This is a genomic window from Bradyrhizobium sp. LA2.1 (genome assembly GCF_040547725.1).
GTDB lineage: Bacteria > Pseudomonadota > Alphaproteobacteria > Rhizobiales > Xanthobacteraceae > Bradyrhizobium > Bradyrhizobium barranii.
Map to the genome: position 1 here is coordinate 1 of NZ_JBEPQI010000037.1, position 20,926 is coordinate 20,926.

At 58.2% G+C, this 20,926-nt stretch carries 18 protein-coding genes; 10 read left to right on the forward strand and 8 right to left on the reverse strand.

Annotation, left to right across the window (positions count from 1 at the left end; genetic code table 11):
- The first annotated feature begins 134 nt into the window (after window positions 1-134).
- From ABIB95_RS42610 to ABIB95_RS42640, 7 genes are all read left to right on the forward strand, one after another.
- Entirely contained in the window at window positions 135-638 is a 504-nt protein-coding gene (locus tag ABIB95_RS42610; protein WP_354248665.1) for a hypothetical protein, read from the forward strand.
- A gap of 236 nt (window positions 639-874) precedes the next feature.
- Window positions 875-1,273 (forward strand): IS66-like element accessory protein TnpA, encoded by a 399-nt coding sequence (tnpA, locus tag ABIB95_RS42615; protein ID WP_354248666.1) that lies wholly within the window; start codon window positions 875-877, stop codon window positions 1,271-1,273.
- Window positions 1,270-1,617, forward strand: a complete 348-nt coding sequence (gene tnpB, locus ABIB95_RS42620) for an IS66 family insertion sequence element accessory protein TnpB (protein ID WP_354248667.1) — start codon at window positions 1,270-1,272, stop codon at window positions 1,615-1,617. The genes tnpA and tnpB overlap by 4 nt, the downstream gene beginning before the upstream one ends.
- Before the next feature lie 45 nt (window positions 1,618-1,662).
- Window positions 1,663-3,315, forward strand: a complete 1,653-nt coding sequence (gene tnpC / locus ABIB95_RS42625) for an IS66 family transposase (protein WP_354248668.1) — start codon at window positions 1,663-1,665, stop codon at window positions 3,313-3,315.
- Window positions 3,316-4,223: 908 nt separating this feature from the next.
- On the forward strand, window positions 4,224-4,610 hold the full coding sequence (locus ABIB95_RS42630; RefSeq protein ID WP_354248669.1) for a hypothetical protein: 387 nt from the start codon (window positions 4,224-4,226) through the stop codon (window positions 4,608-4,610).
- 153 nt (window positions 4,611-4,763) lie between these two features.
- Window positions 4,764-5,893 (forward strand): IS3-like element ISRj2 family transposase gene (locus ABIB95_RS42635; RefSeq protein ID WP_354248670.1). Its coding sequence is split into 2 segments (ribosomal slippage): window positions 4,764-5,016 and window positions 5,016-5,893, totalling 1,131 coding nucleotides; the frame shifts between segments, so codons are not numbered across the junction.
- A 488-nt stretch (window positions 5,894-6,381) separates the two neighbouring features.
- Window positions 6,382-7,497, forward strand: a complete 1,116-nt coding sequence (locus ABIB95_RS42640; RefSeq protein WP_354248671.1) for an NAD(P)/FAD-dependent oxidoreductase — start codon at window positions 6,382-6,384, stop codon at window positions 7,495-7,497.
- 101 nt (window positions 7,498-7,598) lie between these two features.
- On the opposite strand, the gene ABIB95_RS47435 is transcribed toward ABIB95_RS42640, so the two are convergent.
- From ABIB95_RS47435 to ABIB95_RS42665, 5 genes are all read right to left on the reverse strand, one after another.
- The gene (locus tag ABIB95_RS47435; protein ID WP_502917931.1) at window positions 7,599-7,916 is read right to left on the reverse strand and encodes a hypothetical protein; all 318 of its coding nucleotides are present in this window, start codon (window positions 7,914-7,916) and stop codon (window positions 7,599-7,601) included.
- Window positions 7,917-8,074: 158 nt separating this feature from the next.
- Window positions 8,075-8,917: a class I SAM-dependent methyltransferase gene (locus tag ABIB95_RS42650; protein ID WP_354248672.1), complete on the reverse strand. Its 843-nt coding sequence runs from the start codon at window positions 8,915-8,917 to the stop codon at window positions 8,075-8,077.
- 18 nt (window positions 8,918-8,935) lie between these two features.
- Window positions 8,936-10,114 carry an aminotransferase-like domain-containing protein gene (locus ABIB95_RS42655; RefSeq protein ID WP_354248673.1) on the reverse strand — a complete coding sequence of 393 codons (1,179 nt, stop codon included), beginning with the start codon at window positions 10,112-10,114 and terminating at the stop codon, window positions 8,936-8,938.
- Between the two features lie 29 nt (window positions 10,115-10,143).
- Window positions 10,144-10,758 carry a CDP-alcohol phosphatidyltransferase family protein gene (locus ABIB95_RS42660; protein WP_354248674.1) on the reverse strand — a complete coding sequence of 205 codons (615 nt, stop codon included), beginning with the start codon at window positions 10,756-10,758 and terminating at the stop codon, window positions 10,144-10,146.
- 155 nt (window positions 10,759-10,913) lie between these two features.
- Window positions 10,914-12,122: a pyridoxal phosphate-dependent aminotransferase gene (locus ABIB95_RS42665; RefSeq protein WP_354248675.1), complete on the reverse strand. Its 1,209-nt coding sequence runs from the start codon at window positions 12,120-12,122 to the stop codon at window positions 10,914-10,916.
- 1,919 nt (window positions 12,123-14,041) lie between these two features.
- Here ABIB95_RS42665 and ABIB95_RS42670 point away from each other — a divergent pair.
- The 3 genes from ABIB95_RS42670 (at window position 14,042) to ABIB95_RS42680 (ending at window position 17,885) form a co-directional block, all read left to right on the forward strand.
- Window positions 14,042-15,481, forward strand: coding sequence for a Mur ligase family protein (locus tag ABIB95_RS42670; protein WP_354248676.1), 1,440 nt, complete (start codon window positions 14,042-14,044; stop codon window positions 15,479-15,481).
- Between the two features lie 54 nt (window positions 15,482-15,535).
- Window positions 15,536-16,321 carry a class I SAM-dependent methyltransferase gene (locus tag ABIB95_RS42675; RefSeq protein WP_354248677.1) on the forward strand — a complete coding sequence of 262 codons (786 nt, stop codon included), beginning with the start codon at window positions 15,536-15,538 and terminating at the stop codon, window positions 16,319-16,321.
- Between the two features lie 802 nt (window positions 16,322-17,123).
- Entirely contained in the window at window positions 17,124-17,885 is a 762-nt protein-coding gene (locus tag ABIB95_RS42680; RefSeq protein WP_354248678.1) for a GntR family transcriptional regulator, read from the forward strand.
- 29 nt (window positions 17,886-17,914) lie between these two features.
- Here the strand turns inward: ABIB95_RS42680 and ABIB95_RS42685 are convergent, their stop codons facing one another.
- From ABIB95_RS42685 to ABIB95_RS42695, 3 genes are read right to left on the reverse strand one after another with little or no spacing between them, the layout of a single operon-like run.
- Window positions 17,915-18,748 carry a carbohydrate ABC transporter permease gene (locus ABIB95_RS42685; protein WP_354248679.1) on the reverse strand — a complete coding sequence of 278 codons (834 nt, stop codon included), beginning with the start codon at window positions 18,746-18,748 and terminating at the stop codon, window positions 17,915-17,917.
- Window positions 18,745-19,707 (reverse strand): carbohydrate ABC transporter permease, encoded by a 963-nt coding sequence (locus ABIB95_RS42690; protein ID WP_354248680.1) that lies wholly within the window; start codon window positions 19,705-19,707, stop codon window positions 18,745-18,747. The genes ABIB95_RS42685 and ABIB95_RS42690 overlap by 4 nt, the downstream gene beginning before the upstream one ends.
- Window positions 19,707-20,861, reverse strand: a complete 1,155-nt coding sequence (locus tag ABIB95_RS42695) for an ABC transporter ATP-binding protein (protein ID WP_354248681.1) — start codon at window positions 20,859-20,861, stop codon at window positions 19,707-19,709. The genes ABIB95_RS42690 and ABIB95_RS42695 overlap by 1 nt, the downstream gene beginning before the upstream one ends.
- Window positions 20,862-20,926: the final 65 nt, after the last annotated feature.

A 20,926-nucleotide genomic window follows, 5' to 3' on the forward strand; every position in this document is an offset into this window, starting at 1 on the left:
CCGTGCGATCTTTCCGCGAAAGGCGGACTTCTCTTGCTTCAGGGATCATCCATATCTTGAATCACGACTCACGTTCCAAGAAAAGTGGGTACTAGATCGACGTCAGCATAATGGGATTGGATTCGGCGAAAAACGTGTTCGAGATGCCCGGCGCCGATGCATCAGAAGCAATGCTTTTCTGCAAGAAGCTGCGCCGGGAAGAAGTACTCAAAATTCTTGCCGGGCAGCCCGCTTGCATGGTCGCCATCGAGGCCTGCGCCAGCAGCGATTACTGGGACCGCGAGATCGCGAGGCTGGGGCATGAGGTGCGACTCATGGCGCCAGACTGCCAACAGCCTTTCGTGAAGCAGAATAATGATGTGGCCGTTGTGTTTCGCGCCCGCGACCTTCTGGTACTTCTACGTACCCAGACCATCAACGCGATCCACAGCGATCTGGCCGAATCCGAGATGGTCGCGGCGCGTGGCCCCATCTTGACAAACTCGTGTCGGCGAGTGAGGACCATGACAACGACGGCGCTGGCTCGACCGATCCTGCTTGCTCGCGGAGCAGTTGCGATCGCTCGAAGAGAGAGGTGGCGCTGTTCGACCGTGAGCTCGCCCGGCGCGCGCAGGAGGGTGCCGAAGCGAAGCGGCTGATGACGATCTAATCGGGTCGATCACGGCGACGGCGCTCGTGCCTGGCGCGCCCGGGGTTCAGGCCATCAGGAGGGAACGCGACTTTGCGGCCTGGGATGGGGCTCACGCCGCTGCAGTGCTCCACGGGCGGAAAGCAGAACCTCGGCGAGACATCCCGCGTATCCCTCCATTGAGGGCCGCCTTGCTTGATGAGCGGGATCGCTGCAGGTCCTAGGGGTAATCCTAGGAGAAGCGCTATGACGATTTCGAGGGCGGAGGTAATCACATCGGTCGAACGGCGGCGCCGGTGGTCGCAGGACGAGAAGGAACGACTTGTTGCAGCATCGCTCGAGCCCGGAGCCAGTGTTTCCGAGGTGGCTCGCGTGGCCGGGCTTCATGTGAGCCAGCTGTTCAGGTGGCGCAAGGAGCTTTGCAAGCACGCTGAAGCGAGTATAGCGCCGTTCGTGCCGGTCGAGATTGGGTTGTCTGTGCCGCCGCGGGAGCTGGCCGAAGCGCCGTTGACGACGACGGCGCGGCGACGCAAGAGCGATGGCATCATCGAGATTGATCTTGGCACCGGACCCCGCATTCGGGTCGACGGCGACGTTGATGGAGACGCGCTGCGTCGTGTTCTCGATGCTTTGGTGCGCCGATGATCCCGGTTCCGACGGGCGCGCGAGTGTGGCTCGTGACAGGCTACACAGACATGCGACGAGGCTTTCCGTCGTTGGCACTGCAGGTGCAGGAGGTGCTACGCAAGGATCCGCTCAGCGGCCATTTGTTCGTCTTCCGAGGTCGCCGCAGCGATCTTGTGAAGGTGATCTGGCACGATGGCCAGGGGGCATGCCTGTTCACCAAGAGACTGGAGAGAGGAAGGTTTATATGGCCATCCGTTGGGGGTGAAGCTGTGACGATCTCGCCGGCGCAGATGAGCTATCTGTTGTCCGGAATCGATTGGCGCAACCCGCAAGAACCCCAGCGTCCGACGCGGGTCGGATAGCCATTTTTGGTTTGAATCTGCGGCTTGATCTGATTCAATGGCTTCATGATATCGAAGCCGGACGACCTTCCGTCGGATCTTGTCAGTGCCCTGGCAGCGCTGCAGGCCGAGCGCGAGGCCCGGCTGCATGCCGAGGCGGTGGCAGCCAGTGCGCTGGCGGAGCTGTCGGACAATGAGGCGCTGATCGCGCATCTTGAGCTGCGAATTGAGAAGCTCAAACGCGAACTACACGGGCAGCGATCCGAGCGCTCGGCACGGCTGCTCGAGCAGTTGGAGTTGGAGCTCGAGGAACTCATCACCACGGCGAGCGAGGATGAGCTCGCCGCACAGGCGGCGGCAGCGAAGACGCAGAACGTCCGTCCCTTCGCGCGTAAGCGGCCGGTGCGCAAGCCTTGGCCCGACGATATCGAGCACGAGCGCGTCGTTGTTGAAGCTCCAACGACCTGCGCCTGCTGCGGTGGATCGCGGCTGGCGAAGGTCGGCGAGGATGTGACCAAGACCCTGGAAGAGATCCCGCGCCGCTTCAAGGTCATCGAGACGGTGCGCGAGAAGTTCACCTGCCGGGATTGCGAGAAGATCAGCCAGCCGCCAGCGCCGTTCCATGCCACACCGCGTGGCTTCATCGGTCCACAATTGTTGGCGGCGATTCTGTTCGACAAGTTCGGCATGCATATCCCGCTCAACCGCCAGAGCGTGCGCTTTAAGGCCGAGAGGATCGATTTGCCGCTATCGACACTGGCTGACCAGATCGGCCACGGGACCTTTGCCGTCATGCCGCTCTTCCACTTGATCGAGCGTCATGTGCTTGCGGCCGAGCGCCTACATGGCGACGACACCACCATCCGTATCCTGGCGAAGGGCAAGTGCACGACAGGGCGGATCTGGACATATGTGCGGGATGACCGGCCCTTCGCCGGGCCCGCGCCGCCGGCTGCGGTCTATTACGCCTCGAGCGACCGACGAGGCGAGCATCCTCAGAAGCATCTGGCGGTCTTCGCCGGCATCCTGCAAGCCGATTGCTACAACGGCTTCGAGCCGTTGTTCGATCCGCAGAAGAAGACACTGCCAATTACGCCGGCGTATTGCTTTGCCCATGCACGGCGAGGCTTCTTCGAGCTGGCTGACATCGAGAAAAATGCTCGGGAAGGCAAGAAGGGCAAACCGGTCTCCCCGATCGCACTGGAGGCGGTCAGGCGGGTGGACGCGTTGTTCGAGATCGAGCGCGCCATTAATGGCTGCAGCGCCGACGAGCGAGGCGCCGTGCGCCAGGAACAGAGCAAGCCGCTTCTCGACGACATGCACGCCTGGCTGCTGCGCGAGCGAGACACTCTCTCGCGCTCGTCCGAGGTCCTGAAGCCGATCAACTATATGCTCAGGCGCTGGGCGGGCTTCGCCCGCTTCCTCGACGACGGCAGGATCTGCTTGACCAACAATTGCGCTGAACGCGCTTTGAGAGGCATCGCCTTGGGACGGCGCAACTGGACCTTCGCTGGCAGCCAGCGTGGGGCCGACCGTGCCGCCATCATGCTGACGATGATCACGACGTGTCGTCTCAATGACGTCGATCCAAAGGCCTGGCTTGCCGACGTCCTCGCCCGTATCGCCGATCTTTCTGCATCGCGGCTGCACGAACTGCTGCCCTGGGAATGGAAGCTTCTGCGCCAAGCCGGCAAATCCGACGATCAGCAAGCCGCCTGACTTCACCCAACACCATCACATATAGCTCGCCGTGCCCGCGCGCACGCGTCAATCAGGCGGCCTTCGTCGTAGGCGTACCATCCCGCATGGCAAACGAGCCCTGCGCCAATCGGCGCGAGTGCGGCGGTGCGCTGGACGATGCGCAAAGGCTCGACAGCAGATCACATGGCTTGCGCGCATGCTTGCCCGTAAACCGCTCATGCTGGTGATCGTCGCCCCCGCCACAACATGGCACGCAGCGCTTAGGCATTGATGGCGAGAGGCGGAACTTATCGAGCTCCGGCTGCGGCGACGCACTTCCGCGACACGGACAATGAGAGTGTAAGAAAGTCAACTGTAGAGGTTAGCGCAACCGTCAAGCGAGATGTGGATCAGGAACATTAGATCATGGATACGCGCCTCGAGCACGCGAGGTTGAAGTGGATCCGCCCCGCGAACTCCCCATACGGGCCGGCGGCATGTGACAGCCGCAGCAAAAGGCCAGACGCACGTTATGATCACAAGACCTTCTGGCCAGCGTTGGTGCGAGCAGCTGTTCGAGATAAGCGAGGAAGGCGTCGCCAACCATGACTCCGTCGATAACCGGTGGAGCAGTGAGGCCATCGGTGCGATGGCCCGTTACGCAGATCGATGTTTTCCTTAGCCGTGGCGAAACGCACAAGCTACTGACCGCGCGCCGCGTCGCTCGTAGTTGGTCAGCCACGCGAGGTCTGTGTCCAGTAACGGAAAGGCCATTTTTGAGAAACTCCGAGTCGGATCAGCCGTTGAGCTTAGCGACGCTATAGCGAGATGCTATGTGCGTCTCGGTCAACTACCAATGTTAGGAATTGATATGGATCAAAGACGCATGTCACTGATTGGTTGATGGAGCGGCGGACCAATCAAACGTCACCTGAAGGGTGTTCGGCATGCAACAACAACCACAATCTGATCTCGCCAGCGGCCCTGATCGACGCGCGGGCTCGTCGCCTTCAGAAATGCAGCGCGCTCAGGTCTGTTCCACCCGCAACCTTCCCTTCCTCCTAGAAGCGCACGATGGACTCTCCGGCGCGATCGACAAGCACGCAAATTTCAAAGACCGCTGGGCGTTTGGCCGATCAATTGCCTGCTATCTTGGCCATGCCGCCGCTCCGCCTGTGTCCATTGATGCAGATTGCAATTTCGCGCACTTCAAGAATGCGCACCAGCCGACACCCAAGTGCGATCAACGTCGCGCTGCCCGCGTCGCGCTCGGTGATAGACGTTTTCCGGGGATAAACTCGCTTCTTGACGAGCACCATTCCGTGGCCGACTGATGACGTCTCAGGCCGGGCGCCGGCAGTGAAGGATGCCGTTATCGCGGGCGCTGGATCGATGATGGAGAGCTGGCTCGGCAAATTCGGACAGTAGCTTGAGTGGATTTTCTGCCTGACAGCGGCGAGGATTCTTGCCGCGAATCAGGAGCGAAGATGACGAAGAAGAGCCGCCGGACGCATTCTCCGGCATTCAAGGCGAAGGTTGCTTTGGCTGCGGTCAAAGGCGACAAGACGCTGGCGGAGCTGGCGCAACTGTTTGATGTTCATCCGAACCAGATCACGATCTGGAAAAACCAGCTCCTGGAAGGCGCCGCCGGCGTGTTTGGGCATGACAAGGCATCGGCCGAGACGCCGGTCGATTTGAAGGCGTTACATGCCAAGATCGGCGAGCTGGCGTTGGAAAACGATTTTTTGTCCGGCGCGCTCACCAAGGCGGGCCTGCTGAGCGCAAAGCGATGATCGACCGCGGTCATGATCTTTCTATCGTGCGCCAGGCGAAGGTCCTGAAGCTGGCTCGCAGCACGGTCTACTATGAACCTCGGCCAGTTTCGGCCGAGGACCTTGCCTTGATGCGTCGGCTCGATGAGCTGCATCTCGATTATCCCTTCGCGGGAGCGCGTATGCTGCGATCGTTGCTGCGGCGGGAGGGCGTATACGCCGGTCGCCGCCACATCGCGACGCTGATGAAGCGCATGGGGATCGAGGCGGTCTATCGTCGCCCGAACACGAGCAAGCCGGCACCGGGTCACAAGATCTACCCGTACCTGTTGCGCGGATTGAAGATCGAGCGGCCCGACCAGGCGTGGGCAATGGACATCACCTACATTCCGATGCGGCGTGGCTTCGTCTATCTCGCGGCGGTCGTCGATGTGTTCAGCCGACGGGTCCTGGCCCATCGCGTCTCGATCACAATGGAGGCCGCCTTCTGCGTCGAAGCGGTCCAGGAGGCGTTGGCGAAGCACGGCAGGCCCGAGATTTTCAACACGGACCAGGGCAGCCAGTTCACCAGCCTCGAGTTCACCGATGTGCTGCTGGACGCGAAGATCGCCATCAGCATGGACGGCAAGGGCGCCTGGCGCGACAACGTGTTTGTCGAGCGGCTCTGGCGCACGGTCAAATACGAAGAAGTTTATCTCCGCGCCTACGACAGCGTGTCCGAGGCGCGAGCGTCAATTGCCAAGTATCTGGCCTTCTACAATCAGGGACGCCCTCACTCGAGCCTTGACGGGCGCACGCCCGACGAGGCTTACTTCGGCACGCAAGCTATGGTGATGGCCGCATGACCGTCGCCGACGATTTTGTCGTCGCTCTGGTCGGGCTACGCCCTCCCGAGGCAACGACAAAATCGTAAGGCCCCGCGTTCAGCATAACCCGGCAGGAATCCACTTAAATCCCGCGGGGCGCTGTCCAAACAACCGGGGCCAGCTCTATGGTCCCGGAAACAGGATCCTGAAAACCATTCGCGAGCGATAATCATTCTCCATGGGAAAGCTCGCGCTCACCCTTGATGGAGTTAACCATCAAATGCATGCCCAAGCCATCCACATCTGGCCGCACCAAGCATCATACTGGACCAAGAGCGCTTACGCAGCTCCCGCCGAATTGGCAGGTATCATTATTTTCTCCGTCTCACTTGACGACCCTCTGGGAAGCGATCCGACCGTCCAGTGCATCGAGATACAGTAGAGCGAGCGTTCTCAATCGTGGCGGAACGCCTTTTCAACAATAGCTTCGCCTCCAACAAGCGCTTGGCGGCGTGAGGGGAGAATTAATGTTGGTTGCTGTTGTCGGAGCTGGAATTATGGGCGCGTCGCTCGCACTTCATTTTGCCGGCAACGAAATGACGGTATTGTTGTTTGATGGCGCCGCCGCTGGCTCTGGTGCGACCGGATCAAGTTTCGCGTGCCTAAACTTCTTCGCTGGGGCTACGTCGGGCTACATGCAGTTCAGCTCCGAAGCCCTTGACTACCACGTGGAACTTGCACGGCAGATTGGTCTGGTGGACACGATTAGAGCAACGGGAACATTACGTTGGTCAACCGACTCCATCCAAAATAAAAAACTGCTTCAGGCAGGCAGTATGGCCGAGGGGCTAGGAAGAACCGTAGAGTATCTGTCACGAAATGATGCATTGAACCTTGAGCCCAATCTGAGCATCGTGGGATGTCCCGAAGTGATTTTGCGCGCTCCGCAAGAGGGATGGCTCGATTCTGTACACTTCACAAAGCGCACGATCGACGCTGCTGTTGCTACCGGGCTCGCCCATCGTGTCCGTGAAAAATGTACTAGGATTGAGCCCCTCAAGCAAGGCGTCGTGGTCTGGACCAATCGTACTTGCTACCTTGTCGATGCAGTCGTGCTGGCTAGCGGCGTCGGAATCAACTCCCTGCTCGACGATCTCGCGTGTGAGCCATTGGTTGATGAATTGCGTGATGTGCTTACGCTAATACAGTATTTCGGCCCGCCGATCGAACACGTTGTCTTTGCCAACCATATTCATTTCCGGGCAAACGGGCCTTCTTCTCTCATCGTCGGCAATGCCTACGATCCCGTGGGCCTCCGCGACTCAGATGTAGCGGTCAAGGCTGTCAGAGAGAATGTATCCTTAGTAAGGGGCGAGCTCAAAGACCCCTCCGTTGGGGAGTCCATCACCGCGCAGAAAGGCACTCGTCCGGTTCCCAAGGATGGCTACCCGATCGTCGGGCGACTGCCTGGTCAAGAGCGGATATTCATTGCCGTTACGCCCTCAGGCGTCACACTTGCCCCATATATTCCGCTACTGCTCACCACGGAAATTGCAAACGAAACATCATGCGAGGCGCTTGGCGCGTTTCGACCAGAGCGATTCAATCCTCCGATAGGAAACAGCCCTCCAAGACTCCAGTAGTCGCTTTAGTCTTTGGATGCATCTAAATCGGAAATCAAGAGTTGGTCGGCCACCACTTCCCGGATCAGGACATGCGTCAACCAATTTGCCGCAGCTAGAGATCACACGATCGCGAGATCGCCGCCAAAGGGCTCCATCACATCGAAATCCGAGCCAGCAACGGCAATCCCGACCAGGCCGTTTTTGAGATCAGGTATCGCAAGCGATCCGGCGCTCCAGTTCGAAATGCGCGAATCTGGTTGATGATCGGTGTGTTGCGACATCAGCCACTCGCGCGCCTGATGCGGCGCCTGCAGATCCAGTTGCTCGCGGTTTCGACGAACTTCATCTTCGGGCGGTGCATGGCTTCGCCTTGCGTCGGCATCATCGAAGTCTTTCTTATATCCCTTGCCCCACGGGCGGGCATGTTTTGCCGGCATCAACCTGGTCCTTATGACCAAGCCATGCGAGCTTGGGGCTCAGGGCTCGTCGCGGCGTTCGGAGCGGACTTTCATCCAATTCTATTGGTCATTGTTGAGCCGCTCAATACCCACCGCATTCTGATGTCCACCATCTTAGGAGGGAACGCCCTGACAATCTAGGAACGACGTGCTGTGATGATTTCGGCCTCGTAAGGCATCTCAACGAGCCCGTTGCTGTTACGGTACTGCTCGAAGAGGCTACCGAGCGCTGAACGAATAGCATCATCCCCCTCACGTTTGATTGCCTTCTGCACGATCGTAAACGACAGCGCACGATGCTCGAACCGTTCGCGATTGATCAGCTCGGTAAACACGAATGTTTCTCGCCTGACGTCTTTCAGATCGGCTTCGGCTCCTAACTCGACCGCAATATCAACCTCTGAGTAGCCGCCGTCAGGTCTGGAATGCCGATGCCGCTTGTAACCGGGGAGTGCGGCCTCGATGACCGAGAGAAAGCTATCCACGAAGGCACTGCCCTTGTCGTACGGCTCATATTGAACGATCGCGAGGACGCCCCCGGGCGCCAGGACACGTTGGGCCTCTCGATAAAACGCCGGGCAATTGAAGCGATGTACTGCGCTAGCAGCCGTCACCAATTGAGCGGCACCGTCGGGCGCTTGCAAATTTTCGGCGACCCCACTCACATAGTGCACTGGCATGCCGGCTAGCCTTTGAGACTCCGCGTGCCGCCGCATATCTTCATTCGGCTCTACAGCGAAGATCTGAAAGCTAGTGCCAAACACTGCAGCAAGGCTTCGCGTGAATAGACCGGTCCCGGCGCCGACCTCGATGATGCGACCACCCCTGGAATCACGGAGCACAGACCTCAATTGTTCTGCAATGCGCGGCGGGTACTGCGGGCGACACTGATAAAAGTGGCCGAGACCATCAAAATCCTCCCAGGGCTTGTGCATCTGGCCCGACGTAGGTTGGCTCGTTGTCGTGCCTTCTATGGACATGTGGTTGTCTCCCTGGCGCTACGCCTTGGCTAGCGGATACCTGTCGTACTCTGCCGCGATGATCGTAAGTGCACTTTCGAGCGTTGAATCGTCTGATGGGTTGCCGAGGCCGAACCGAATCGCTCGTGGCACCCCCCCTTCACCGATCGCGAATCCATCGCTAGTCGAAACGAGCACGCCAGCTTGCGCAAGCCTCGTGGTTAGATCGGCACTCGTCACGCTAGGCGGCGTTGGCATCCAGACGTGGAGCCCTCCATCCCCAAGTCGGTGATCGATATTTCTGAGGTATTGATGGACCAAAGTGTGCCGCGCGGCGGTTGCGCTACGAACTGCATCGAGAATCTGTCCGATTGACGCAGTCTCAATCAATTCTGTAGCGAGTGCGGCGCTAAGGGGCGCGGTCATCCAGAAGGTCGCCCGGACTCCCGGCCAGAATAGGTTCGCCGCGGCCTCCTTTGACGGCGCAACGACATAGGCCACCTTCATTCCCGGTGCAACGCTCTTGGCCAAGCCGAGCAGATACCACGAGATCTCTGGGGCAAGGGCAGAAAGCGGTGGTGGCGCATTTCGAGGAATAAGGCTGTAGATGTCGTCCTCGATGATGGAGACGCCGAACTCTCTGGCGATCGCGACGATTTCTTTGCGTCTTTCCAGGGACATGGTGACGGTGGTCGGGTTTTGAAGTGTCGAAAGAGGGTATAGTGCTTTCGGACGATGCATCTGACACGCCTTCCGAAGCGCATCTGGAATCATGCCGTCGTCATCCAGCCGGACCGGCGCCAGCACTACACTGTAACGTTCTGCAAATCCCTTAATCGGTGGATAGGTTAGCTCATCGACGGCCAGCACCCCGCCTGCACCGACCAGGCCGGGAATGAGCATGTTCAGAGTACTCTGTGTGCTGCTTGTTAGGACGATACGCTCGTCGTCAGCTCGATAGCCCAGGCGGGACGCGCACAATTCAGCACCGGCTCGCCGGTCGGCTTCGGTTCCGCACCAACGATGGTGTCCGATAATCTCGCTAAGAGCACCCCTTGCCAAAATATTAGTTGTTGCGGTGCTGACGACTGGATCAAAGACACATGGTACTGGCGGCGGCGGATTCAGCCTGAGTGCAATCGGGTTCTTGAGGTGTTCGCCAATCTGGCTCTGAATTGAGGTTTTCACAGCAGGTACTGCTGCAAGCGCATTGTTCATTAGAGACCCCCTAGACTGGTTCGGCTCGCCTACTTCCGAGTAATGGTTATTAGTGCTAACGACCCCGCAATCGCTGCGACGGTGGCAATCGGGACGCCGGCGCCTCGGATCGCCGGAACCTTCACGAAAGTGGATACGTGGAGGAGGGCAAGGGCGGTAAACAGTACGGCCAGTGTCGTCTCGAACGTCCCTTCGGACATTAGCGGTCGAAGCAGCAACATCACGGCAAGTGATGGAGTGTCATACGAAACCGGTATCCCGATGAAACGAGCGTCGGCAGTTAGTCCGACGTTTTCGAAATAGCTCAGCCTAATCGCACCCGACAAAACCAAGAGTACACTGACGAACAGCGAAAGTATCGAACCTTGACCAACAAGCATGATAATAGTCGCCGGGAACAAGACACCATGGATGAAGTCGGCAAAGCCATCGAAGCTTCTGCCGAATTCAGGCACACCTGGACGGCGACGATGGCTTGTCTTGCGCGCAACAAGTCCGTCCCAATGATCCAGAAACCAGGTCCAGAGCATTGCCGCAACGCCGAGTTCTATCTTGGCATTGATGGCCAAGAACAGCCCGGTGACGGCAAACAGATAGGCGAGGGCCGTGATCGCATTTGCATAGTCACGGAGATACCCGATCATCACGTCGCTCCTGCTGTCAGCGAATGAGACGTTGTGGAGGCGAAGCGCACGGCCCATCGGCAATACGCACTCTCCCGCCAGGCGCAGATCTTCGCTATCGGTCCCGAACCAGAAGGTGTCGCTGTAATCCGCATTTCAAGATATCCTGGTGAGGGTCAGGCCGCTGTTTGTCTGGTCTTCAGGTTGTTCAGGGTCTCCACTACCCGTCTCAGCCCCACCTCCATCAGGTCTGGCGGGGCACCGAAGGAGAGACGCAGGCCGTTCACGTCACCAAAGATAGCGCCGGCAACGCATGCCACATCAGCTTCGTCTAGGAGCAGTCGTACAATATCGTCAGCAGATCCAACGGGACTTCTAACCGGCAGATCCGCGACAAGTCTGCTCAGATCGAGATAGAAGAAGAATGAGCCGGCTCCTCGCGGCGGGATTACGTCGTGGAGACTAGACAGGATGCGAAGGCCTACGCTGCGAGCGTCAGACAAGCGTTGATGCATCACGCGTTCGAAGCTGCCGTCACCGACTTGAAGGTGGTGCAGGATCGCGTGCTGCGCGATCACGTTGGCATTGGAAGTCGTATGGCTTTGCAGCTTCTTGGCCGCGGAGATGATTTCCGGCGGGGCTGCGAAATAGCCCAGGCGCCACCCGGTGATCGCCAACTCCTTGGAGAAGGCGTTGACTACGATCGTCCGTGAACGCACACTTGGATGTGCCGTGACGATCGACTCATGGCGCCCACCGGTGAATACGAAGCTGGAGTAGCATTCGTCGGAGACGATCCAGAACTGGTAGTTGATCGCGAGATCACCGATGGCCTGAAGGATCGTTCGATCGTAAACTGCGCCGGTAGGATTGTTCGGTGAGTTGATGATAATGGCCTTCGTGTGCGGTGTGACTGCAGCGCGGATTCTGGTGATGTCGGGGATATATGTCGGAGGGCGGGCCTCAACGAACACAGGCTTTGCGCCAGCGAGAAGAACCTGGGACGGGAATGTCGGCCAGCAGGGGCGAATGATAATGACTTCATCCCCCGGATCGAGCACGGCCAAGACGGCGTCGAGCAGGCCCTGCTTTGCGCCGGCAGTGATGACTATATCGTCCGCCCTCCAGTCAGTGCCTGTTTCCGCAGACACCTTTTTGGCGACAGCCTTGCGAAGTGGCGGAAGGCCGATGGAATCTGTATAGCGGTTCCTTCCGGCATTGATCGCGGCAATGGCTCCTTCGCGTACCGATGATGGTGGCTCGATGAAGACTTCGCCGGCCGCCAGATCGACAATCTGACGGCCGGCCGCGATGGCTAGCGTGGCTGCCTCACGAGCGGCCGCAGTTCCTGAATCTGAAAGCAAAGATATCCGTTGCGCCAACAAGTGCGCTCCTCCCGAGTTGACTGTCGAGTTTGTGACAATGATCCGTACCGCATGGCCTCGACTAACAGAGTCGGATCCCCATGGGGGCCAAAGGCTGTGCGCGACACTGTCGTGCCACCAGCACTCAGCAGCAATGCGTTGACGGCATCATCGGTGTTTTATCCCATGCGCGCACCGGAGCAATTGGCCACTTGCACGCTCAGTGATTGCGCGGGCCAGCTGATCATGCGCTTCCATGAGGAAGGAAAGGTCGCGGTTGGAGCCGACCTAGCGTACAACGCTTCTGCAGGCGACGAGTCAGCGCATCGATCGCGGCTATCAGCGAATACAAATCGTGGTGGAGGTTGCATGCCGCACCCCTTGTGACGTTTAACCAGCCGGACGCTCGTCAGCCAACAATTGACCGGCTTATCCCATTAGATCAATTGCTAACGTTGGTAGTTGACTGGGGCATGCTGCATCTCGCTTTTGGATTGAGCCAGGACCTCGCAGTTCATCCTCCATGCCCGCTTAAGCATTTCGGATATCAGCCATTGAAGGAAACATTCGGTGAGCGGCTAAAGCCGTAACTGGCTGACGACCGGTACGCTGCGTACACGCGCTCTCAAATGAGTCCGGGTGGATGCCAGGCCAACGCTATTGACTTTCCCCCGCACTATGACGCCTCCAAGCGAGCTCGTGCTGCTTGAGGTCAACTCATGTCTTGAACTGCTCCCAATCCTTCCTGTTGGTACGACGAGACGTTGTCTGTCGCGCCGGCTGGCGACGCCATTTTCGGCATTGCCGTCAGCATCGACGGGAGCGAGGGGCGCAATGAGCGGGACCAGTTTGCCGCTGCAGTCGATCGATCAGAACGGGACATGGCATGTCGCTGGTTGCGGAACGCACTGCTATGCACCCGGTCTTCAGCGTCGATATGGAAGGGCTGGGCTCATCGGCGCATAGGGTCTATCGGCGCTCCCACGACTGCGGCAACAACAATGGATCAACCGCATGTCCGCCAAGCGCGGCCGAATGAGTAATTAAAAACGCGCATAAGACCGACTCCGGTTGTCAACCAGTAGTCCCTTATCGTCGGCCCCTTCCGGTCCCCGACTGACGGATCTCGTCATTGCAGCGCAAGCAGCAATATCCCACGAACGATTTCATCGTCACTGACTACGAACATGCGCCACTGGTTGACGGTCTGGGCTCTTTCGACTCCGATCTGCATCGACACCGTCTGACTTGGAGAGAAATCAGTAAGTTCCGTTCGGTGCCTTGCAAGGCCACGCCACGCTGTTCTGCCGGCGCGACGCGAGCGCTCCTCGTCCGGTTTCTGACGGCGGCACAAATCCTGTCACGTTCACGACACCAGCCACCAGTGTCGGGGCGCCGCGTTTCGACGTATAATCAGGCGGTTAAGAGCGAGAACAGCGCTGGCACAGCCATTGCTGTTCCGATGAACCAATGCTGAGTGGAGTGCTGAGTGCACCAGACGTGCAAGACGAGCGACACTCTCCTTCGTGGCTCCGCTGCCCCGTTTCTGAGCGAGAACGGAGCTCGCTCATACGGAGATTGCCCATGAAGCCGCGCAACGTTTGGTAATAGCATCGGAGAGCAACATGGTTCTGCGCATCGAGCCCCCGGCTCCTCCAATCAAGGCGGAGGGCTGGTTGTGTGGCCAGCCCATCGCGCATTTCCTAGCGGGGAACGCGTTCGTCGTCGCACTTTTGGTAACGTTGTGTGCACCACGCATGAGCTGTGACGCCTCATCTGGAGCAGCTACAAATCGACAGCGGATCTGATGTCGCCGGAGTCACAGCTCACGCTCCAAAGGCGGAGGAGGTGCGAACCGGGGTCGGCCTCGTGGTTGACTGACAACTGATGCGTGTTTAGTCGTGAGTCAGAGTTAAAGTTTGCGGAGTGGATGGGCTATTATGCGTATCTCGAATCTTGATCGCGAGAGCGGTGCTTCGATTGAACACTTGCATGTCTTGATCGACGGTGTGAATGAGGACGCAGTGGCTCTGGCACGGTATCTTTCCCACCGCGCCAGGCGCGTAACCGTTCTTGATATCGAAAACGATGAACCGGGACGAGTGCGGGACGCCTGGTGTGCTGATGGCGGGAATGTCGATTTTCGATCTCGAACCGAGATCGCCGAAATTGAAGATGCAAGAGCGCTTTTCGTTTCCCTTTCGACGTCGCCGCGTGACCTCATCATCGATCATGCCCGGAGCAAGAGCCTCATACTCTCCAATCTCGCGGATACCATTTTGCGCGATACGCTCGGTCGGACGGTCGGAGTGACAGGCTCGGCTGGGAAGACGACGACGACATATCTGCTGACGGCAATCCTGCGGAATGCGGGGATGGACGTCATTGGTTCGACGGATTATCGCCTCACACCGTCCGGACCGGGAAAGGCGATGCTGGAAGCGGTCGCGTCACGCAACGATATGTCGTGGTCGGTGCTCGAATTGACCAGCCATCACCTGAACTACGTCACGACCGGTCCTTCAATCGGGATCGTCACCAACCTTTTTCCGGATCATCAGGACTGGCATGGTTCTTTTGAAGCCTATAGAGGTGCCAAACAGAATCTGCTGCGCTTTCAGGAGTGTGGTGACCTGGCCGTGCTTAATTTCGATGATCCTGAAGTGCGCGGACATTTCCGCGGGGTTGGGCAGGCGCGTGAAATCTATTTTAGCCCGCTGGACAACATTACTAATGGGGTTGTGGTTGCGGACGGCTACATTACGCACCGGTCGAGAGCAGGATACGATAGAATTTGCGGCATTTCGGAATTGAGAATGCCGAGCCATCATATTCCGAATGCTCTGGCTGCTGCGGCAGTAGCGATCGAACTTGGAGTGAACCGCAATGCAATGCGCGACGAGCTGGTCAGCTTCCGGGGCCTGCCGCAACGATGTCAATTTCTCGGCGCGGTAGACGGCGTCGAGATATATGATGACACGATCGGGATGAACCCTCGCAAGGCCTTGAAAGGGTTGGAAACGTTTCCTGATCATTCGCTGATTGTCGTTTCCGGAGGCGCAGTCCAATCAGTTGGCGGGGAAAGACGGGTCAGCAGCGCGCTGGAGAAAGCTGACTTGCGATTGTTTTGCGAGGCGCTTCTAAGAAAGGCGAACGGCATCGTACTCTTCGACGATGGCGGGGACGTCATAGAGCGGACGTTGGTCGAAATAGGCAAAGGAATGCCGTCAGTTATTCACGCAGAGAACTTCGAGGCCGCGGTTCTTGAAGCCGCGCGAGCAGCGCGTCCTGATGCACGGCTACTAATTTCTCCCGTCTTCTACAATCCGCCTGGGGATATGCGTTGCTTTCTTGAGAGGCTAGTCGGCAAGTCCGACTGAAAAGATGCCTATGGAGATTGACGTCCTTCTTTAATGCGATCCAAGGAATGACCTATGCATCAAAATGATAAAGCCGCAGGCTTGGGCGGCATCGTGCCGATGCGTTTCATCTACCAAAGTGGGGAATGGTATGAGCGGGCTTACCCCCAAGCGGCTGAATGGGCCGAGGACTGTTTCCGGCTGGTGCATCGGTTTGCGGCCAGGCCTCCGAGTTCGATCCTGGATATCGGATGTGGCACCGGTTTAGCGCTTGCCCGTTTCGCTGGTCCCGATGTTGAGCGGTGGGGCATAGACGCCCTGCCGGTAATGGTAGAAGCTGCCCGCCAGAGAAATCCGGATGCGACCATTGTGATCGGAGATATGCGCGATCTGCACCTTGGGCGTCGTTTCGATGCGGTGGTCATGCTTGGCGGCGTCTTCACTCATGCAAGGACGAACGAGGACGTCAACAGGACGATGCAGGTCCTCGCGGAGCACACAGAAAAGGGCGCCGTCCTCGTTATCGAGGGAATGAATGCCTGCGCCCTCATCTCTGGTGCAGCTGGTGGACGCAACTGGTCGATTCATGTCGAACTCGACGGCAATTCGTATCGGGGGGAGGCCGAGATAACGATCGATTTGCTGAATTCCCTGTTCCGCCTCGAAAGAACCTGGTCGGTGGGTGACGAGGTGATTGAGGTCGAGAAGAGCGAGCATCGATTCATGCTGCCGCTCGAGATGGAGGCCCATCTCCACCATCACGGTTTCAGGCTGGCTGGATTTGCCGACAATGCGCAGTTGCGGCCGAGCGCTATGAATAGTTCACGCTCCTGGCTGGTTGCCATCCGCAATGCCGGTTAATCCGGAAAGTCCAGAAAGGCGAGTACGGCTCGCCTTCAGTCTTAGCGCAATCAGGTACTTGGGATGGCAAGCATGCTGCAGTGGGGCGCGAGCATCGCGGACCATGTCATCGATCGCAATGTCACGACAGATTGAACATGATCCAGGATTGGATCGGTAATCATGATCGCATTTTCGCCGGGGACGCCTGGCCAAGCGGGCGGAAATGGGAGCTGGTGACCAATCGCATTCACCGCGGAGAATAGCGGCGTCTTCACGGCAAGATCGTTCGCTGGAATATCTCCCAGGGCGTTGACGAGTTTTGTCTGAGCCTCCACCCTCATGAATTTGACGAAATCCCAGGCGGCCTTCTGAGCGAAATCGCGAATGGCGGCCTCAAGGATTCGGTGTTGGACTTAGCCCGAGAAGCGACGGCGGAACCAAAGAACAAGGCCGTCGTAGAGCTCCTACTGAGTGCTCCTTGACGATACGGGCGTGATCGGTGTCAACTGACGCAAGGTTGGCGGGGCCCATACGGCGCCGACTGCCAAATGGGCACTTCCGCGAAGAGGAGCCGTCTGCTAATGTCGGCGACGGTCCCCGTTGGACCGTCTTTGCGCTAGACGTTCAACAGCCACTCCGAACGATATCCGACCTTCCTGCTTATCTCCTCACCGCCAAGATCGCCGCGCCAGCGTAAAGCCGTACCGCGCGCGGATGGTACAGCAACCACGCCGTAAAGAAAAGTGGAAGAGTCTGTGACTCATAACTGTGCCTTCCATCTTTACCGTCCTGTAGATAAGGACACCTCGAGATAATACCAATGGAGATCGAGCCAGAAGAAGGCGACGATAGGGCGCTACGTCGCAAGGGTTCCTTGCATCTATGGCAGGAAGTCAGTCTTGCCATCGAGAGGGATATACGTCAGCGGCGACTTTTTCCGGGAGAGCGCCTGGCCAAGGAGGAGGAACTTGCCCGACGTTTCAACGTCCACCGCAACACGGTACGGCGGGCGCTCGATCTGCTTGAGGAAAAGGGGCTAATCCGCATAGAGCACGGCTTGGGCAGCTTCGTTCGGGAACGCGTGATTTCCCATCCCATGGCGCGCCGGAAGACTCTGCCTATCATCCTGAAGGGATTGGATCGGGCTGGACGCGAGGAGATATTAGGGAGCACGACGGTGCGCCCGTCGATAGAGATTTCTGCGGCGCTGCGGTTGTCGAAGTCGCAATACGTGCGGCGTGTTAACATGCTGACGCTGGTCGACGAAAATCCAACGATGATCAGCTCGGCTTATTTTCCGCTGCCGCGCTTTCACGGCATTGACAAGGCAATTGAGGAAACGGGGTCAGTACCCGAAGGTCTGAAGCAACTCGGCACCGATGAGATCATCCGGTACGAGTCGAGGATCACCACTAGTCACCCGACCCGCACGGATGCCGAGTTGCTGCGGCAATCCCGTACCCAGCCGGTGCTCAAGGTGAAGAACATCATTATCGATGGCGCTAACCGGCCGATTCTGTTCACCCAGATCAGAATGTCGGCCCGGTGGATCGAGCTGATCATCCAATATAACGAATTATGAGACTTTTTGTTTGAGCTTCCGGCAAGCCGTCATTTTAAGCCGCCGGATGTCAGACCCTCGATGAACCAGCGCTGGGCGAATACGAAAACGATCACCAGCGGAGCGACCACGATGGTGCTGCCGGCCATCAATGGACCGTAATCTATTCCTGTATCTTCATTCCTGAATGCCATAAGGCCGAGCGGAGGAGGCATAAGCTCCTGAGAGCGAACCGCGATGAGCGGCCAGAAGAGATCGTTCCAATGTCCGACGACTGAAAATACCGAAAACGCGATCAGGGCGGGTATCGCCATGGGGAGCATGATCCGCCAGACGATAGTGAGTTCCGACATTCCGTCGAGCCGGGCCGCATGCACGATGTCGTCCGGGATAGTGTTGAAGAACTGGCGAAACAGGAAGATGCCAAATGGGGAGACGATGAACGGGAAAACGAGTGCGGCGTAGGTATTCAGCAGACCAAGCTGGTAGGCCAAGATGAAGAGCGGCAATGCGAGCACTTGGCTCGGAATGAGCAGACTGACGAGCACTAGGGTGAAAAGGACATGCCGGCCCGGAAATTTGAGTTTGGCGAGCGCATACGCGATTGGTGCGCAGACCAAAATTTGGAGCGCCAGGATGATAGTGCAGATCAGAACACCATTCAACATGAAGCGGGGAAGGGGCGAAGCTGTCATGGCTCGGGAGTAATTCTGCGTTGCGTGCCAGCTTTGCGGCAGCAGCGAGAATGATCCCTGAAAAATCTCCTCGGGCGGCTTTAACGACAAGCTGACCATCCAGATGAAGGGGGCGACGACAAACGCGGTGGTGATGGCCAGGAAACCGTGCCGACTCACGGTGCGGAGTGAAAACCGGAAGCGTTTCATTGATAGTGCACCTTTCGATCCATCATCCGGGCTTGGATCAGCGTCAGCGCTATGACGATAACGAGGAATACGATGGTGACCGCCGCACCATATCCTGTCCGCAGATACTGAAAGCTTTCGCGATAGAGCGTGTAGAGCAGTACGTCAGACGCATGATTGGGGCCGCCCTGGGTGAGGACTTGCACCGTGTCAAAAATCTGCAAGGCATGGAGGGCAACGACGATGACGACGAACATCAGCACCGGTCCGAGCATTGGCAGGGTAATCAGGCGGAGTCGGTCGAACCAGATGTCGACTCCGTCTACGTCTGCGGCGTCGTAGAGGTCGCGCGGAATGGCCGCAAGGCCGGCGAGGAAGAGCACCATCGCGAAGCCGAGGTTCTGCCAAATGCCGATTACAGCGAGGACGGGCAGGACAGTCGTCTCGTCGCGAAGCCAGTTTGCGGTCGGCAATCCAGCCGCCGTCAGGATCTGATTGAGCAGGCCGATTGTCGGGTGAAGAAGCGCTTCCCACGTGATCGCCATGGCCGCTAGGGTTGCCATGTAAGGAAGGAAGTGGACGGCGCGGTAGAAGGCACGCATCGTTTCGACGCTTTGGATCACCAGCGCGACGGCGAGGCCGAGAACAACGGTCCCCGGAACGACGATGAGCGTATAGATCGTCGTGTTGGTGAGCACTTTGCGAAATCCCGGGTCCGCAAAGACCTCGGCGAAATTCTTGAGGCCGACGAAATTCAGGGTCGCTGAACCGAATTGCCAATCCGTGAAGGCGATGACCAGCACGCCCGCGACCGGCAGGATAAAGAGAGCAAGCAAAAGTACCAGGCCGGGACCGGCGAGCGCATAGGCGGCGAGGCTCTCCGCAAGGCGCAAGCGACGCAATACGGCGTCCCTAGATCGATGGAGCAGCGGAGCTTGATCGTTCTGCGCCAGTGGTTGGTGTCTCTCAATCAAGTTCATCACGCATATTCTCGGAGAGGTGTCACCGAGGCCTGCTGCGTCAGCCGTCGACCATCCATGGAGAATAGAAGCATCTGTTCTGTTCTGATCCGCAAATGCAGTTTGCTGCCCGGTGCAATATGGCTGCTCGCGGCGGGTAGGCGGGCGATGACCGGGTCGGGAACGCCCGTCAAATCCAGGTGAAGGAACAGCTCGGATCCCAAGTGCTCAACGAGCCGAACCGCGGCTGAGATCGAATTCGGATCACCGCTGTTGGCTAGGTAAAGGGCTTCCGGACGAATTCCTATGGTCAGCGTGCTCTGGTCTGTGACAAGTTCAAGCGGCAGAACCTGCCCGCCGATTTCGGCGAGCCTGCCGTCGCGCACGTTTGCCTTGATCATATTGATCTTAGGGGAACCGACAAATTCTGCCACCCGCCGAGTGTGGGGATTGGCGTAGATCTCCTGTGGAGGAGCGACCTGGATAAGCTCGCCGTCGAGCATGACCGCCACCCGATCGGAGAGCGTCATCGCCTCCACCTGATCGTGGGTGACATAGACAAAGGTGGTGCCCAGCCGTTGGTGGAGTTCCTTGATTTCCGCTCGCATCTGGACACGCAGCTTGGCATCCAAGTTGGAGAGCGGCTCGTCCATCAAGAACACCGCCGGACGGCGCACCATCGCGCGGCCCACGGCGACGCGCTGGCGCTGGCCACCGGAAAGTTGACTCGGCTTACGGTCCAGTAGGTGGTTGATGCCTATAGACTTCGCAACCCTTGCAACCTCCTCGGCAATTTCCGATTTCCTGCTCGCACTTCCGGGAAGGAACTCACCGAAGACCGGAATGCGCTGCCAGGCATTCAGGCGTCGCATCAGCAGCGGCATGGCGAGATTTTTGGCGACGCTCATGTGGGGATAAAGCGCGTAGGACTGAAATACCATCGCGACGTCACGCTGCTTCGGACGCAATCCGTCCACCGCACGCCCGCCGATCGCAATTGACCCTTCATCCTGAAGTTCAAGGCCCGCGATGATGCGCATAAGCGTCGATTTTCCGCAGCCCGAAGGGCCGAGCAGGGTCAGGAACTCCCCGGAAATGATATCCAACGAAAGGTTCCGAATGACGTTCGTGGATTCGAAATTCTTGCTGATGTTACGCAGTTCAAGTCCTGCCATCGCGGCCTCTTCATTCCTGATTGCCGGACCGAAAGCCAGCGGTGGGCGAGAGTGGCTGCAGGCTC

Excerpts from the sequence above, each read along its gene's own strand:
- ABIB95_RS42680 (WP_354248678.1), top strand. The coding sequence starts at position 17,124 with ATGGAGATCGAGCCAGAAGAAGGCGACGATAGGGCGCTACGTCGCAAG.
- ABIB95_RS42690 (WP_354248680.1), bottom strand. The coding sequence starts at position 19,707 with ATGAACTTGATTGAGAGACACCAACCACTGGCGCAGAACGATCAAGCT.
- ABIB95_RS42640 (WP_354248671.1), top strand. The coding sequence starts at position 6,382 with ATGTTGGTTGCTGTTGTCGGAGCTGGAATTATGGGCGCGTCGCTCGCA.
- ABIB95_RS42695 (WP_354248681.1), bottom strand. The coding sequence starts at position 20,861 with ATGGCAGGACTTGAACTGCGTAACATCAGCAAGAATTTCGAATCCACG.
- ABIB95_RS42630 (WP_354248669.1), top strand. The coding sequence starts at position 4,224 with ATGCAACAACAACCACAATCTGATCTCGCCAGCGGCCCTGATCGACGC.
- tnpB (WP_354248667.1), top strand. The coding sequence starts at position 1,270 with ATGATCCCGGTTCCGACGGGCGCGCGAGTGTGGCTCGTGACAGGCTAC.
- ABIB95_RS42650 (WP_354248672.1), bottom strand. The coding sequence starts at position 8,917 with ATGTCCATAGAAGGCACGACAACGAGCCAACCTACGTCGGGCCAGATG.
- ABIB95_RS42660 (WP_354248674.1), bottom strand. The coding sequence starts at position 10,758 with ATGATCGGGTATCTCCGTGACTATGCAAATGCGATCACGGCCCTCGCC.
- ABIB95_RS42670 (WP_354248676.1), top strand. The coding sequence starts at position 14,042 with ATGCGTATCTCGAATCTTGATCGCGAGAGCGGTGCTTCGATTGAACAC.
- tnpA (WP_354248666.1), top strand. The coding sequence starts at position 875 with ATGACGATTTCGAGGGCGGAGGTAATCACATCGGTCGAACGGCGGCGC.
- tnpC (WP_354248668.1), top strand. The coding sequence starts at position 1,663 with ATGATATCGAAGCCGGACGACCTTCCGTCGGATCTTGTCAGTGCCCTG.
- ABIB95_RS47435 (WP_502917931.1), bottom strand. The coding sequence starts at position 7,916 with ATGCCGGCAAAACATGCCCGCCCGTGGGGCAAGGGATATAAGAAAGAC.
- ABIB95_RS42685 (WP_354248679.1), bottom strand. The coding sequence starts at position 18,748 with ATGAAACGCTTCCGGTTTTCACTCCGCACCGTGAGTCGGCACGGTTTC.
- ABIB95_RS42655 (WP_354248673.1), bottom strand. The coding sequence starts at position 10,114 with ATGAACAATGCGCTTGCAGCAGTACCTGCTGTGAAAACCTCAATTCAG.
- ABIB95_RS42675 (WP_354248677.1), top strand. The coding sequence starts at position 15,536 with ATGCATCAAAATGATAAAGCCGCAGGCTTGGGCGGCATCGTGCCGATG.